Annotated in this window: 13 protein-coding genes and 1 riboswitch; of the genes, 6 read left to right on the forward strand and 7 right to left on the reverse strand. The window is 66.3% G+C overall.

Annotated elements, in window-relative coordinates; genetic code table 11:
* Window positions 1–63: 63 nt before the first annotated feature.
* Window positions 64–450 (reverse strand): MAPEG family protein, encoded by a 387-nt coding sequence (locus PSEWESI4_RS03470; RefSeq protein ID WP_187669785.1) that lies wholly within the window; start codon window positions 448–450, stop codon window positions 64–66.
* An 88-nt stretch (window positions 451–538) separates the two neighbouring features.
* Window positions 539–928: an acyl-CoA thioesterase gene (locus PSEWESI4_RS03475; protein ID WP_187669786.1), complete on the reverse strand. Its 390-nt coding sequence runs from the start codon at window positions 926–928 to the stop codon at window positions 539–541.
* A gap of 177 nt (window positions 929–1,105) precedes the next feature.
* Window positions 1,106–1,189, forward strand: a riboswitch (S-adenosyl-L-homocysteine riboswitch).
* A 25-nt stretch (window positions 1,190–1,214) separates the two neighbouring features.
* Here PSEWESI4_RS03475 and ahcY point away from each other — a divergent pair.
* From ahcY to PSEWESI4_RS03495, 4 genes are all read left to right on the forward strand, one after another.
* Window positions 1,215–2,624: an adenosylhomocysteinase gene (gene ahcY, locus PSEWESI4_RS03480; protein ID WP_187669787.1), complete on the forward strand. Its 1,410-nt coding sequence runs from the start codon at window positions 1,215–1,217 to the stop codon at window positions 2,622–2,624.
* Window positions 2,625–2,724: 100 nt separating this feature from the next.
* A complete protein-coding gene (metF, locus tag PSEWESI4_RS03485) occupies window positions 2,725–3,570 on the forward strand; it encodes a methylenetetrahydrofolate reductase [NAD(P)H] (RefSeq protein ID WP_187669788.1) in 846 nt (281 codons plus the stop codon).
* A 120-nt stretch (window positions 3,571–3,690) separates the two neighbouring features.
* Window positions 3,691–5,064 carry a nucleotide 5'-monophosphate nucleosidase PpnN gene (ppnN, locus tag PSEWESI4_RS03490; RefSeq protein ID WP_187669789.1) on the forward strand — a complete coding sequence of 458 codons (1,374 nt, stop codon included), beginning with the start codon at window positions 3,691–3,693 and terminating at the stop codon, window positions 5,062–5,064.
* 342 nt (window positions 5,065–5,406) lie between these two features.
* Window positions 5,407–7,266: a DEAD/DEAH box helicase gene (locus PSEWESI4_RS03495; RefSeq protein WP_187669790.1), complete on the forward strand. Its 1,860-nt coding sequence runs from the start codon at window positions 5,407–5,409 to the stop codon at window positions 7,264–7,266.
* Window positions 7,267–7,498: 232 nt separating this feature from the next.
* Here the strand turns inward: PSEWESI4_RS03495 and PSEWESI4_RS03500 are convergent, their stop codons facing one another.
* Window positions 7,499–8,077: a YceI family protein gene (locus PSEWESI4_RS03500; protein WP_187669791.1), complete on the reverse strand. Its 579-nt coding sequence runs from the start codon at window positions 8,075–8,077 to the stop codon at window positions 7,499–7,501.
* Window positions 8,078–8,119: 42 nt separating this feature from the next.
* Window positions 8,120–8,671, reverse strand: a complete 552-nt coding sequence (locus PSEWESI4_RS03505; protein ID WP_187669792.1) for a cytochrome b — start codon at window positions 8,669–8,671, stop codon at window positions 8,120–8,122.
* Between the two features lie 244 nt (window positions 8,672–8,915).
* Between PSEWESI4_RS03505 and PSEWESI4_RS03510 the strand changes: the two genes are divergently transcribed.
* The gene (locus PSEWESI4_RS03510; protein WP_187669793.1) at window positions 8,916–10,322 is read left to right on the forward strand and encodes an adenosylmethionine--8-amino-7-oxononanoate transaminase; all 1,407 of its coding nucleotides are present in this window, start codon (window positions 8,916–8,918) and stop codon (window positions 10,320–10,322) included.
* 104 nt (window positions 10,323–10,426) lie between these two features.
* Window positions 10,427–11,146, forward strand: coding sequence for a 16S rRNA (uracil(1498)-N(3))-methyltransferase (locus PSEWESI4_RS03515; RefSeq protein ID WP_187669794.1), 720 nt, complete (start codon window positions 10,427–10,429; stop codon window positions 11,144–11,146).
* A 70-nt stretch (window positions 11,147–11,216) separates the two neighbouring features.
* On the opposite strand, the gene PSEWESI4_RS03520 is transcribed toward PSEWESI4_RS03515, so the two are convergent.
* The 3 genes from PSEWESI4_RS03520 to PSEWESI4_RS03530 form a co-directional block, all read right to left on the reverse strand.
* Complete coding sequence (locus tag PSEWESI4_RS03520; protein ID WP_187669795.1) at window positions 11,217–11,828, reverse strand: LysE family translocator; 612 nt, start codon at window positions 11,826–11,828, stop codon at window positions 11,217–11,219.
* Window positions 11,829–11,913: 85 nt separating this feature from the next.
* Complete coding sequence (locus tag PSEWESI4_RS03525) at window positions 11,914–12,705, reverse strand: AraC family transcriptional regulator (RefSeq protein ID WP_187669796.1); 792 nt, start codon at window positions 12,703–12,705, stop codon at window positions 11,914–11,916.
* A 4-nt stretch (window positions 12,706–12,709) separates the two neighbouring features.
* The gene (locus tag PSEWESI4_RS03530; RefSeq protein WP_187669797.1) at window positions 12,710–13,180 is read right to left on the reverse strand and encodes a chemotaxis protein CheW; all 471 of its coding nucleotides are present in this window, start codon (window positions 13,178–13,180) and stop codon (window positions 12,710–12,712) included.
* Window positions 13,181–13,200: the final 20 nt, after the last annotated feature.

The following is a 13,200-nucleotide window of genomic DNA, read 5'->3' on the forward strand; positions in this document are numbered from 1 at the left end:
GCTTGCTGGCGATCCCTTTCACTCCCGACGATCGCCAGCAAGCAGGCTCCTACAAAATCCCCCTCACGCCGCCACCACGAACATCGCCACGATCAACCCCACGCCCATGAACCACACCACCGAGCGCACCGGCGCCCAGTCGGCGATATAGCAGCCGATGTAGAACAGCCGACTGATGATGAACGCCACCGCCAGCGAATCGATCAGCGCCTGGCTGGCGCCGCCGGCGAGATGGGCGATGATCACCGCGGCGGCGAACGCCGGAGCGATCTCGAAGCTGTTGAGCTGGGCATGATGGGCGCGCTGGCGCCAGCCGCTGAGGCCGGCGAGGAACTCGCGCGGCGCGTGGTTGGCGCTCGGCCCGTAGTCGCCGCCGCTGAACTTGGCGATGGCGACGCAGGCGTAGGGCAGGATGATGGCGATCAGGACACACCAGAAGGCGACAGTCATGGCAGCTCCGGGTCAGGTTTAGGAAGCTCCAGCCTGCCGGGAAACCAAGCGGCGCGCCTTGGCCGGATCGCCATTCGCCAGCGTCCGGTCAGTCCTTGAACTGGTCCTTGATATAGGTGATCTCGGTCTTGCCGTGGGGCCTGGGCTGGCCATCCTCGCCGAGATTGACGAACACCAGCCTGTCGATGGTCAGGATGCTCTTGCGGGTGATCTTGTTGCGCACTTCGCAGGTCAGGGCGAGCGAGGTGCGGCCGAACTCGGTGGCGGTGATGCCCAGCTCGATGATGTCGCCCTGGCGCGCCGAGCTGACGAAGTTGATCTCGGAGATGAACTTGGTCACCACCTTCTGGTTACCGAGCTGGATGATGGCGTAGATCGCCGCCTCCTCATCGATCCACTTCAGCAGGCTGCCGCCGAACAGCGTGCCGTTGGGGTTGAGGTCCTCTGGCTTGACCCATTTGCGGGTATGGAAATTCATGACAACTCCTGTCTATCCGGTCAGGTTCGGCCGCCATCATCGCAGCCTGCCGGCGCGCTGTCCCTGCAAGGATGTCAATCGGTCCGATAGGCGCCGCGCAAGGCTTGGGCTGCGCCGCGCGACTGGCTATAATCGCCAGGCTTCACGCGTCCGGCTCCGCCCGGGCGTGCCCGCCACCCGTCCGAGGGGCGCTGCAGCAGGGGAAACCTGTCAGGCTCGGATGGGGCGTTACCCAGAACGCATCAACGGCGCCCATTCGCACATAAACGAATGGAGAACTCATTTCATGAGCGCTGTCATGACGCCTGCCGGTTTCACCGACTACAAGGTCGCCGACATTTCCCTGGCCGCCTGGGGCCGCCGCGAGGTCATCATCGCCGAGTCGGAAATGCCGGCACTGATGGGCCTGCGCCGCAAGTACGCCGCCAGCCAGCCGCTGAAAGGCGCGAAGATCCTCGGCTGCATCCACATGACCATCCAGACCGCGGTGCTCATCGAGACCCTGGTCGCCTTGGGCGCCGAAGTGCGCTGGTCGTCCTGCAACATCTTCTCCACCCAGGACCAGGCCGCCGCCGCCATCGCCGCCGCCGGCATCCCGGTGTTCGCCTGGAAGGGCGAGACCGAGCAGGAGTACGAATGGTGCATCGAGCAGACCATCCTCAAGGACGGCCAGCCGTGGGACGCCAACATGGTGCTGGACGACGGCGGTGACCTGACCGAGATCCTGCACAAGAAATACCCGCAGATGCTGGAGAAGATCCACGGCATCACCGAAGAGACCACCACCGGCGTGCACCGCCTGCTCGACATGCTCAAGGCCGGCACCCTGAAAGTCCCGGCGATCAACGTCAACGACTCGGTGACCAAGAGCAAGAACGACAACAAGTACGGCTGCCGCCACAGCCTCAACGACGCCATCAAGCGCGGCACCGACCACCTGCTGTCGGGCAAGCAGGCGCTGGTGATCGGCTACGGCGACGTGGGCAAGGGCTCGGCGCAGTCGCTGCGCCAGGAAGGCATGATCGTCAAGGTCTCGGAAGTCGACCCGATCTGCGCCATGCAGGCCTGCATGGATGGCTTCGAAGTGGTTTCCCCGTACAAGAACGGCATCAACGACGGCAGCGAAGCCAGCGTCGACGCCGCGCTGCTGGGCAGGATCGACCTGATCGTCACCACCACCGGCAACGTCAACGTCTGCGACGCCGGCATGCTCAAGGCGCTGAAGAAGCGCGCCGTGGTCTGCAACATCGGCCACTTCGACAACGAGATCGACACTGCCTTCATGCGCAAGACCTGGGCCTGGGAAGAGGTCAAGCCGCAGGTGCACAAGATCCACCGCACCGGCAAGGACGGCTTCGATCCGCACAACGACGACTACCTGATCCTGCTCGCCGAAGGCCGCCTGGTGAACCTGGGCAACGCCACCGGCCACCCGTCGCGGATCATGGACGGCTCCTTCGCCAACCAGGTGCTGGCGCAGATCCACCTGTTCGAGCGCAAGTTCGCCGACCTGCCGGCCGCCGAGAAGGCCCAGCGCCTGAGCGTCGAAGTGCTGCCGAAGAAGCTCGACGAGGAAGTCGCCCTGGAAATGGTCAAGGGCTTCGGTGGCGTGGTCACCCAGTTGACCCCGAAACAGGCCGAGTACATTGGCGTCACCGTCGAAGGTCCGTTCAAGCCGGATACTTATCGCTACTAATAACAGCAGCCGCAAGCTGCAAGCCTCAAGCTGCAAGCGAGCCCGGCTCTGACTTGCAGCTTGCAGCTTGCGGCTTGTAGCTGAGAAGGGAACCTTCTCCATGTCTCAAGATCGCCGCTACAGCTTCGAATTCTTCCCGGCGAAGACCGAAGCCGGCCATGAAAAACTGCTGGCCACCGCCCGTCAGTTGGCCACCTACAACCCCGATTTCTTCTCCTGCACCTACGGCGCCGGCGGTTCGACCCGCGACCGCACCGTGGCCACCGTGCTCCAACTCGACAGCGAAGTGAAGGTGTCGACCGCGCCGCACCTGTCCTGCGTCGGCGACAGCAAGGCCGAACTGCGCGCCCTGCTGACCCAGTACCAGGAAGCCGGCATCCAGCGCATCGTCGCCCTGCGCGGCGACCTGCCGTCCGGCATGGGCATGGCCAGCGGCGAGCTGCGCTACGCCAGCGACCTGGTCGAGTTCATCCGCGCCGAGACCGGCGACCGCTTCCACATCGAAGTCGCCGCCTACCCGGAAATGCACCCCCAGGCGCGCAATCTCGAGGACGACCTGGCCAACTTCGTGCGCAAGGTCAAGGCCGGCGCCGACAGCGCCATCACCCAGTACTTCTTCAACGCCGACAGCTACTTCTACTTCGTCGACCGCGTGCAGAAACTGGGCGTCGACGTCCCGGTGGTGCCGGGGATCATGCCGATCACCAACTACAGCAAGCTGGCGCGCTTCTCCGATGCCTGCGGCGCCGAGCTGCCGCGCTGGATCCGCAAGCAACTGGAAGCCTATGGCGACGACGCCAGGAGCATCCAGGCCTACGGCGAACAGGTGGTCACCGAGATGTGCGAACGCCTGCTCCAGGGCGGTGCGCCAGGGCTACACTTCTATACCCTGAACCAGGCCGACCCCAGCCTGGCGATCTGGAAGAACCTCAAACTGCCACGCTGACGGCGTCGGCATGCAACCGAAGGCGGGCCGCCGTTGTCTCTGACCGACGAGCCCAGCCTTCCCCTCGATCGGTGCCCGCCTCCCGGGCCCGCTCCAGGCAGTCCCGATGGAGCGCCATAGATGATCCCACGCCCGAAAACCAACGCCTCGGTCAGCCCCAAGGGCAGCCTGGAAACCCTCTCCCAGCGTGAAGTGCAGCAACTGCGCGAAACCGGCTCCGGCAGCGTCTACCGGCTGTTCCGCCAATGCGCCCTGGCGATTCTCAACACCGGTTCGCACAGCGACAACGCCAAGACCATCCTCGAAGCCTATCCGGACTTCGAAGTGCGCATTCACCAGCAGGACCGCGGCATCCGCCTGGAACTGCTGAACGCCCCGGCCGACGCCTTCGTCGATGGCGAAATGATCGCCAGCACCCGGGAAATGCTGTTCAGCGCCCTGCGCGACATCGTCTACACGCAGAGCGAGCTGGAGAACAAGCGCGTCGACCTGGACAGCTCCGAAGGCATCACCGACTACGTCTTCCACCTGCTGCGCAACGCCCGCACCCTGCGCAGCGGCCTCGAACCGAAGATGGTGGTGTGCTGGGGCGGCCACTCGATCAGCACCGACGAGTACAAGTACACCAAGAAGGTCGGCCACGAACTGGGCCTGCGCGGGCTGGACATCTGCACCGGCTGCGGCCCCGGCGTGATGAAGGGCCCGATGAAGGGCGCCACCATCAGCCACGCCAAGCAGCGCATCCACCATGGCCGCTACCTGGGCCTGACCGAGCCGGGCATCATCGCCGCCGAGGCGCCCAACCCGATCGTCAACGAACTGGTGATCCTGCCGGACATCGAGAAACGCCTGGAAGCCTTCGTGCGCGTGGGCCACGGCATCATCGTCTTCCCCGGCGGCGCCGGCACCGCCGAGGAATTCCTCTACCTGCTCGGCATCCTCACCCACCCGGACAACCGCGACCTGCCGTTCCCGGTGGTCCTCACCGGACCGAAGAGCGCCGGGCAATACCTCCAGCAACTGCACGCCTTCATCGGCGCGACGCTGGGCGAGGAGGCGCAACGGCGCTATACCATGATCCTCAACGACCCATCCGAAGTGGCCCGGGAAATGGCCAAGGGCATCAAGGCGGTCACCCGATTCCGCCGGGAACACAACGATGCCTTCCACTTCAACTGGATGATGAAGATCGACGAAGGCTTCCAGCGCCCGTTCGAGCCGACCCACGCCAACATGGCCAGCCTGCGGCTGGGCCGCGACCTGCCGCTGCACGAACTGGCCGCCAACCTGCGCCGGGCGTTCTCCGGCATCGTCGCCGGCAACGTCAAGGAAAACGGCATCCGCCTGATCGAGGAACACGGCCCCTACGAGATCGCCGGCGACAAGGCCGTCATGCAGCCACTGGACGAGTTGCTGCGGGCATTCGTCAGCCAGCACCGCATGAAGCTGCCGGGCGGCAGCGCCTACGAGCCGTGCTACCGGCTGCGGGCCTGAACCCGCAGGGGCGCTTCGTCGCGAAACGGCGCAGGGTTCCCGCTTCGTCACGGCGGTGACGAAGCGGGAACGGCCCCTGGCAGCCCCGGATCACGTTTTTTGCCGTTGGGTCGTCGAAAAAACGCACAACCCCGCGCTTTTGTTATACTCCGGCTTCCCCGCCTGGCTTACGTCCGGATGCCTGGCCCGCAGAGGCCCCGCAGGACCGGACGGGACCACGCCCCTGAACCTGTTCATGATCGCCGCACAAGGCGAGATCGCCGTGCATCGCGAACGGTTCCCGAGTGTGTTTCAGGCCAGGCCCATATCCCCGGGCTACGCCCTAACTAGACAGGATGACTCATGTCCTTTGCCTCCCTCGGTCTCTCCGAGGCTTTGGCCACCGCCGTAGCGGCGGCCGGCTATGCCGAACCCACTCCGGTGCAACAGCGGGCCATTCCCGCCGTGTTGCAAGGCCGCGACCTGATGGTCGCCGCCCAGACGGGTACTGGTAAAACCGCAGGCTTCGCCCTGCCCGTCCTCGAGCGCCTGTTCCCCAACGGCCATCCGGACAAGACCCACCAGCGCCGCCCACGCCAGGCCCGCGTACTGGTGCTGACCCCGACTCGCGAGCTGGCTGCCCAGGTGCACGACAGCTTCAAGATCTACGCCCGCGACCTGCCGCTGGCCAGCGCCTGCATCTTCGGCGGCGTCGGCCTGAACCCGCAGGTGCAGGCACTGGCCAAGGGCCTCGACCTGCTGGTCGCCTGCCCCGGCCGCCTGCTCGACCTCGCCGGCCAGGGCGCCGTCGACCTCTCCCACGTGGAGACCCTGGTCCTCGACGAAGCCGACCGCATGCTCGACATGGGCTTCATCCACGACGTGAAGAAAGTGCTGGCCCTGTTGCCGGCCCAGCGCCAGAACCTGCTGTTCTCGGCGACCTTCTCCAAGGACATCGTCGACCTGGCCAGCAGGCTGCTGCGCGACCCCGAGCGCATCGAAGTGACCCCGCCGAACACCACGGTGGAGCGCATCGAACAACGCGTGTTCCGCATCCCCTCCGGGCACAAGCGCGCCCTGCTCGCCCACCTGATCACCGCCGGCGCCTGGGAACAGGTGCTGGTGTTCACCCGCACCAAGCACGGCGCCAACCGCCTGGCCGAATACCTCGACAAGCGCGGCCTGCCGGCCGTGGCGATCCACGGCAACAAGAGCCAGAACGCCCGCACCAAGGCGCTGGCCGACTTCAAGGCCAACGCCGTGCGCATCCTGGTGGCCACCGACATCGCCGCCCGTGGCCTGGACATCGACCAGTTGCCCCACGTGGTCAACTTCGAACTGCCCAACGTCGAGGAAGACTACGTCCACCGCATCGGCCGTACCGGCCGCGCCGGACGCAGCGGCGAAGCGATCTCGCTGGTGGCGCCGGACGAGGAAAAACTGCTGAAGAGCATCGAGCGGATGACCAAGCAGAAGATCCCCGACGGCGACCTGCTCGGCTTCGACGCCAGCACCATCGAGGCCGAGAAGCCCGAAGTGCGCGAGCCACGCCAGCCGCGCGGCCAGCAGAAGCCGCAGCAGAAGAAGGCCGAAGGCAAGAGCGACGACCACCAGGGCGGCCGCAAGGACAAAGGCAAGGACAAGGGCCGCAACAAGCGCCGCAGCAAGGGCAAGCCCGAGCAAGCCCAGTCCCAGGCGGCAGCCCCAGGCCAACCGCCGCTGCCGCCGAATCGCGATCCCGAGGAGTTCCTCGACGACGAGATCGACAACTTCGGCAACCGCGCCGACTACGTCAGCCCCTACCAGAAAGGCGACAAGCGCCAGGGCTCCGGCCAGCGCGCCGGCGGTCAGCCGCGCCAGGGCCAAGGTCAGGCCCAGGGTGCCGGCAAGCGCGGCCAGGGCCAGCCAGGCAAGGGCAGCAGCGGCGGCGGCCAGGGCCGGCGTCAGGGCCAAGGCCAGGGCAGCGGTCAACCGCGCGGTAATGGCGGTGGCGGCAAGCGCGGCGGACGCCGTCCGGAGTACAAGAGCCTGATGAGCGACGCACCGTTGCGTCCGGAAGGCTCGGCGGCGCCGAAGCCGGCGCGCCAGCCGGTGATCATGCGCAAGGAATCGCGTATCGACCGCTCGCTGACGCCCGAGCAGCTCGAACAACTGGAAAGCCGCAACAACCGTGGCGGCGAGAAGCCGGCCCTGCTGACGCGCAATCGCGCCGAAGCTGAATAGGCCGATATGCGCCGCTGAAAAACAAGAACGCCGGCACGAAGCCGGCGTTCTTGTTTTCAAGCTGCGAAGTTTCCCTCTGTCGTTCCCGCGCACGCGGGAACCCAATTTGCTGGATCCCCGCGTGCGCGGGGATGACGGTGTCCTCGGACCTTCGAGCTTCCTGTGCGATCTCGCGGGCTGGAGCCCTGCGTAACGCTATATGGCCCGCGCGCAATCGATCGCAGAGAGCGCCTTACTGGCGCACGCCTTCCACCGACAGGATCAGCTCGACTTCCTGGGAAGCCGGGCCGAGGTCCTTCTCGATGGCGAAGTCCTTCAGCTTGAGCTTGGTGGAGCCTTCGAAGCCGGCGCGGTAGCCGCCCCACGGGTCCTTGCCTTCGCCGATGAACTTGGCGGCGATCACCACCGGCTTGGTCACGCCGTTGAGGGTCAGGTTGCCGGTGATATCGGCGGTGCCTTCACCGGTGGACTTGACCGAGGTGGACTCGAAGGTCGCGGTCGGGTTCTTGCCCACGTTGAGGAAGTCGCCACTGCGCAGGTGCTTGTCACGCTCGGCGTGGTTGGAGTCGACGCTGGCGGTGTTGATGGTCACCTTGACCTTGCTCTCCTCGGGCTTGGCCGCGTCGAAGCTGAAGCTGCCGTCGAAGTCCTTGAAGGTGCCGTACAGCCAGCTATAGCCCAGGTGGCTGATCTTGAAGTTGATGAAGGCGTGCTGGCCTTCCTTGTCGATGGCGTAGTCGGCGGCCAGCGCGTGACCGGCGCCCAGCAGGGTTCCACCAAGAACGAGGGTGGCGAGGGTTTTCTTCAGCATGGGTCGTCTTTCCTTGTCGGATTGCGGGTTGGTTGAGAAGGATCAGCGCGCGCGTCCGAGCATGCGGCTCAGGGTCACGTCGCGGTCGATGAAGTGGTGCTTCAGGGCCGCCAGGGCATGCAATCCGGAGAAGATCACCAGCCCCCAGGCGAGGTATTCGTGCAACAGGCCGGCGATGTCCTCCTGGTTGGGAATGCCGGTGATCAGCGCCGGCACCTCGAACAGTCCGAAGAAATCGATTCCCCGGCCATCGGCGGTGGAAATCAGGTAGCCGGAAACGACCACCGCGAACAGACCGAGGTAGAGCACGCCGTGGCCCAGCCTGGCGCCCAGGCGGGTCATCGGTCCGTAGCTGTCGAGCAATGGCGGCGGCGGGCTGAGGAAGCGCCACAACAGGCGCAGCAGCATGACCGCGAACAGTGCCAGGCCGATCTCCTTGTGCAGCGTCGGGGCGGTTCGGTACCAACTGCTGTAGTAATCCAGGCCAACCATCCAGATACCGAGACCGAACAGACCGAAAACCACCACGGCCACGCTCCAGTGCATCAGGATGCTGACTAGGCCGTAGCGGGCCGATGAATTGCGCCATTGCATGAAAAAGAGCTCCCAAGGAACGAACGGATAGACTAGCGCCAAATTTATCGGGATAAAGCTGAAAATCCTGCTACGAAATATCGGGAAATACGATATGTCCGCCCCGCAGCGACGGCCGACACCACGAACGATCGTCCTTCCCGGTCAGCGACCCATCGCGGTTGTCGCGCGGGCGTCCTTTGCATAGGCTTGCGCAACCGTTTTCCGGGCGCCCTGCCGCCCGCATGTTTCCAGGAGAATTGCCATGGGCCTGAACGATCAGTGGATGCAACGCGACCTCGCGGTGCTCTGGCATCCCTGCACGCAGATGAAGGACCACGAGCGCCTGCCGCTGGTTCCGATCCGCTCGGCTTCCGGCGTGTGGCTGGAGGATTTCGACGGCAAGCGCTACCTCGACGCGGTCAGTTCCTGGTGGGTCAACGTGTTCGGCCACGCCAATCCACGCATCGGCGATCGCATCAAGGCCCAGCTCGACCAGCTCGAACACGTGATGCTGGCCGGCTTCACCCATCCGCCGGTGATCGAGCTGTCCGAGCGCCTGGCCGCCATCACGCCGGAGGGCCTGTCCCGGGTGTTCTACGCCGACAACGGCTCCTCGGGCATCGAGGTGGCGCTGAAGATGAGCCACCACTACTGGATCAACAGCGGCCAGCCGGGCAAGAAGCGCTTCGTCACCCTGACCAACAGCTACCACGGCGAGACCGTGGCGGCGATGTCGGTGGGCGACGTGGCGCTGTTCACCGACACCTACAAGGCGCTGCTGCTGGATACCCTCAAGGTGCCCAGCCCGGACTGCTACCTGCGCCCCGAGGGCGCCAGTTGGGAAGAGCACTCGCGGGCGATGTTCGCGCACATGGAGCAGTGCCTGGCCGAGCACCACCGGGAGGTCGCCGCGGTGATCGTCGAGCCGCTGATCCAGGGCGCCGGCGGCATGCGCATGTACCACCCGGTCTACCTCCAGTTGCTGCGCGAGGCCTGCGACCGCTACGGCGTGCATCTGATCCACGACGAGATCGCCGTCGGCTTCGGCCGCACCGGGACGCTGTTCGCCTGCGAGCAGGCCGGCATCACCCCGGACTTCCTGGTGCTCTCCAAGGCGCTCACCGGCGGCTACCTGCCGATGGCGGCCGTGCTCACCACCGACACGGTGTACGCGGCGTTCTATGACGACTACGCAACCCTGCGCGCCTTCCTGCACTCGCACACCTACACCGGCAACCCACTGGCCTGCGCCGCCGCCCTGGCGACCCTGGACATCTTCGAGCAGGACAATGTCATCGAGGCGAACAAGGCGCTGGCGGCACGCATGGCCAGCGCCACCGAACACCTCAGGGACCATCCGCATGTCGCCGAAGTGCGCCAGACCGGCATGGCCCTGGCCATCGAGATGGTCCGCGACAAGGACAGCAAAGAGCCCTACCCCTGGCAGGAACGCCGTGGCCTGCGGGTCTACCAGCACGCCCTGGAACGCGGCGCGCTGCTGCGCCCGCTGGGCAACGTGGTGTACTTCCTGCCGCCCTACGTGATCACCCCGGAACAGATCGACTTCCTCGCCGAAGTGGCCACGCAAGGCATCGATATCGCTACCCGAGAGTCGGTTAGCGTGGCGGTGGATGCCGATCTCTATCCGGGGTTTCGGGATCCGGGCTAAAGGCAGCGACAAGCTGCAGGCGACAAGCCACAAGCAAAAGCTGCGTGCCCAAAGCCCAGTGCTTTAAGCTTGCAGCTTTCAACTTGCCGCTTGTAGCTGCCCTTATGCGTCTCTCCCGCTTTTTCATCGATGCTCCCCTCTCCCTCGGCCAGCACGACCTGCCCGAAGCCCAGGCCCACTACATTGGCCGCGTGCTCAGGCATGGCGTCGGCGATGCGGTGCAGTTGTTCGACGGTAGCGGCCGGGAATTCCTCGGTGAGCTGGTCGAGGTCGGCAAGAAGGCCGTACGCGTCGAGCTGCGCGAGCAGTTCGACGGGCTCGCCGAATCGGCGCTGCACATCCATCTCGGCCAGGGCCTGTCGCGCGGCGAGCGGATGGACTGGGCGATCCAGAAGGCCACCGAACTGGGCGCTACGGAAATCACCCCGATCGTCAGCGAGCGCTGCGAGGTACGCCTGAAGGACGAGCGCGCCGACAAGCGCCTGGCCCACTGGCGCCAGGTAGCGATCAGCGCCTGCGAGCAGTGCGGGCGCTCGGTGCTGCCGGTCATCCACGCGCCGGTGACGCTGGACGATTGGCTGGCGCAGGTGGAGGCCGATCTGAAACTGGTCCTGCACCCGGTGGCCGAGCCGCTGGAAAGCCATGCCCAGCCCCGGAGCCTGGCCTTCCTGATCGGTCCCGAGGGCGGTCTGTCCGACGCTGAAGTGGAACAGGCCAAGGCCGCCAGCTTCCACGCCGCCCGCCTCGGCCCCCGCGTCCTGCGCACCGAGACCGCGCCAGTGGTGGCGCTCAGCGTGGCGCAGCAGTTGTGGGGGGATTTTTGAGCGGCAAGCCGCAAGCCACAAGCGGCAAGAAGGGCACTCCTACTGCGGTTTGAGGCTTGAGGCTTGCCGCTTAAATCCCCCGCAACGCCAACCCCGCCAGAACCATCAGCACCACCCCACACAACCCATGGCTGACCCGGTGCCAACGCGGCGAAGCACTGCGGCGCAGCCAATCCACCAGGCCGGCGCACAGGAAGCAACTGAGCAGCGAGGCGAGCATGAAGCCGGCGAAGAACACCAGCGCCTGGGACTGCGTGGGCACGCCATCGACGATGCCTGCCAGGGCGCTGCCCAGTGCGCCCCAGTACACCAGGTTCTTCGGGTTGGACAGCGACAGCGCGGCGCCAGACAGGAAAGCTCCGCGCGCCTGCTCCGGAACGTCTTCGGCAGCCACCGCCGGGCGCCAGGCGTCGCCCAGACTCTGTATGCCCAGCCAGGCCAGGTAGGCGGCGCAGGCCAGGGTCAGCGGCACGCGCAGGCTGTCATGACTGAGCAGCAGGGCCAGGCCGGTGAGTCCGATCAACGCCCACAACGCATCGCCGATCAGTGAGCCGAACTGCACCAGCAGCGCCGGCCGGAAGCCCCCCTTGAGCCCACGGCGCAGCGTTTCGGCCAGCACCGCGCCGGGCGACAGGCAGAACACGAAACCGAACGACAGGGCGGCGAAGAACACGGCAAGCATGGCAAACGACTCCGGCATGGGAACCGCACCAGTGTCGTCGTATCGGGCGAAGCGGGCTTGAACAGGATTGCGGTCGAATGGCTCGTCAGCCACGCAGCGCGCGCTGGAAACGTCCCGGCGAAATCCCGTAGGCCGCGCGGAAATACCGGCTCAGGTGGCTCTGGTCGGCGAAGCCGAGAACATGGGCGACGTCGGTGGCCGGCCGCCCGGCGCGCAACAACGCCTGGGCGCGGCGGGTGCGCAACTGCATCGCCCACTGTCGCGGACTGAGTCCGACCTGCTGCTGGAAGCTGCGCAGCAGGTGGAATTTCGACAGCCCCACATGCGTCGCCATGGCGTCCAGGTCCGGGGTTTCCTGCAGGTCGGCGGCCAGCCATTCCTGCAAGCGCTGCACCGGTCCTCGCCCCGCATCCGCGCAGCCCGGCAGGCGCACGCCGGCGGCACGGGCCACCTCGCCGAGCAACAGGGTCAGGCGCTCCTCGGCGCGCTCGCGCTGGAACGGGTCGGTCTGCAATCCCGCCTGCACCGCGCCGGCCAGGGCCTCGGCCAGCGCCGGCAGGTGACGTAGCGGGCGGGCGAACTCCAGGGTGTCGAGGCCGAGGCTGTCGGCCAACCGGTCGGGCGTGACGTAGAGGCTGACGAAGTGCCAGGGACGGTCCCCGGCCACGCCGCCGCCCTGGATCTGTCCCGGGTTGTAGGTGGTGATCGCCCCGGCGCCGGCTTCGAAGGTGCGGCCATCCAGCCAGACCTGCTCGTCGCCGCGCAGGTTGGCGCTGATCACGAATTCGTCGTGGCTGTGCTTGTCGAAGCGGTGTCCCGGTCCGGCGGCGCTGGCCAGTTCGAGGACACCGAGGCGGGCGTGGCGCAGTTCGGCCACGGGATCAGATCAGGCCCGCGTCGGCCAGCTTCTGTTCGAGACCGAGCAGGTCGGGGATCTTCGCCAGCGTGTCGCCGAGCTTGACCGCTTCCAGTTCGAGAGGCGCCAGGGGCACGTCGGCGCGCGGCAACTGTTCGTCCACCTTCAGCGAACGCGGGATGCCCTGCACCAGCAGGGCGATGAACTTGACCTGCGGCCGCCCGCCAAGGGCGTTGAGTACCGCCACCCGCGCACCGGGACGAACCTGCGCCTCGCCACCGGAAGCGGCCTCGAAGGACAACAGCGGCAGCACCAGGTCGCGCCAGGCGACCTGGCCGAGGAACCAGGACGGCATGCCCGGCGTCACCTGCGGGGCGCGGTAGGCGATCATCTCGGCCACCGCCACGTTGGGCAGCAGCAGGGTGCGGTCGGCCAGCGGCAGGAGCAGCCCGGTGAGGCTGGAGGCGCTGTTCTGGGTGGCGACGGCTTGGCTCATGGGAACTCCGCTAACAGGTA

The sequence above is a fragment of the Zestomonas carbonaria genome (assembly GCF_904061905.1).
Lineage (GTDB): Bacteria > Pseudomonadota > Gammaproteobacteria > Pseudomonadales > Pseudomonadaceae > Aquipseudomonas > Aquipseudomonas carbonaria.

Excerpts from the sequence above, each read along its gene's own strand:
- PSEWESI4_RS03475 (WP_187669786.1), bottom strand. The coding sequence starts at position 928 with ATGAATTTCCATACCCGCAAATGGGTCAAGCCAGAGGACCTCAACCCC.
- metF (WP_187669788.1), top strand. The coding sequence starts at position 2,725 with ATGTCTCAAGATCGCCGCTACAGCTTCGAATTCTTCCCGGCGAAGACC.
- PSEWESI4_RS03520 (WP_187669795.1), bottom strand. The coding sequence starts at position 11,828 with ATGCTTGCCGTGTTCTTCGCCGCCCTGTCGTTCGGTTTCGTGTTCTGC.
- PSEWESI4_RS03495 (WP_187669790.1), top strand. The coding sequence starts at position 5,407 with ATGTCCTTTGCCTCCCTCGGTCTCTCCGAGGCTTTGGCCACCGCCGTA.
- PSEWESI4_RS03505 (WP_187669792.1), bottom strand. The coding sequence starts at position 8,671 with ATGCAATGGCGCAATTCATCGGCCCGCTACGGCCTAGTCAGCATCCTG.
- PSEWESI4_RS03500 (WP_187669791.1), bottom strand. The coding sequence starts at position 8,077 with ATGCTGAAGAAAACCCTCGCCACCCTCGTTCTTGGTGGAACCCTGCTG.
- ahcY (WP_187669787.1), top strand. The coding sequence starts at position 1,215 with ATGAGCGCTGTCATGACGCCTGCCGGTTTCACCGACTACAAGGTCGCC.
- PSEWESI4_RS03470 (WP_187669785.1), bottom strand. The coding sequence starts at position 450 with ATGACTGTCGCCTTCTGGTGTGTCCTGATCGCCATCATCCTGCCCTAC.
- PSEWESI4_RS03510 (WP_187669793.1), top strand. The coding sequence starts at position 8,916 with ATGGGCCTGAACGATCAGTGGATGCAACGCGACCTCGCGGTGCTCTGG.
- PSEWESI4_RS03530 (WP_187669797.1), bottom strand. The coding sequence starts at position 13,180 with ATGAGCCAAGCCGTCGCCACCCAGAACAGCGCCTCCAGCCTCACCGGG.
- PSEWESI4_RS03515 (WP_187669794.1), top strand. The coding sequence starts at position 10,427 with ATGCGTCTCTCCCGCTTTTTCATCGATGCTCCCCTCTCCCTCGGCCAG.
- ppnN (WP_187669789.1), top strand. The coding sequence starts at position 3,691 with ATGATCCCACGCCCGAAAACCAACGCCTCGGTCAGCCCCAAGGGCAGC.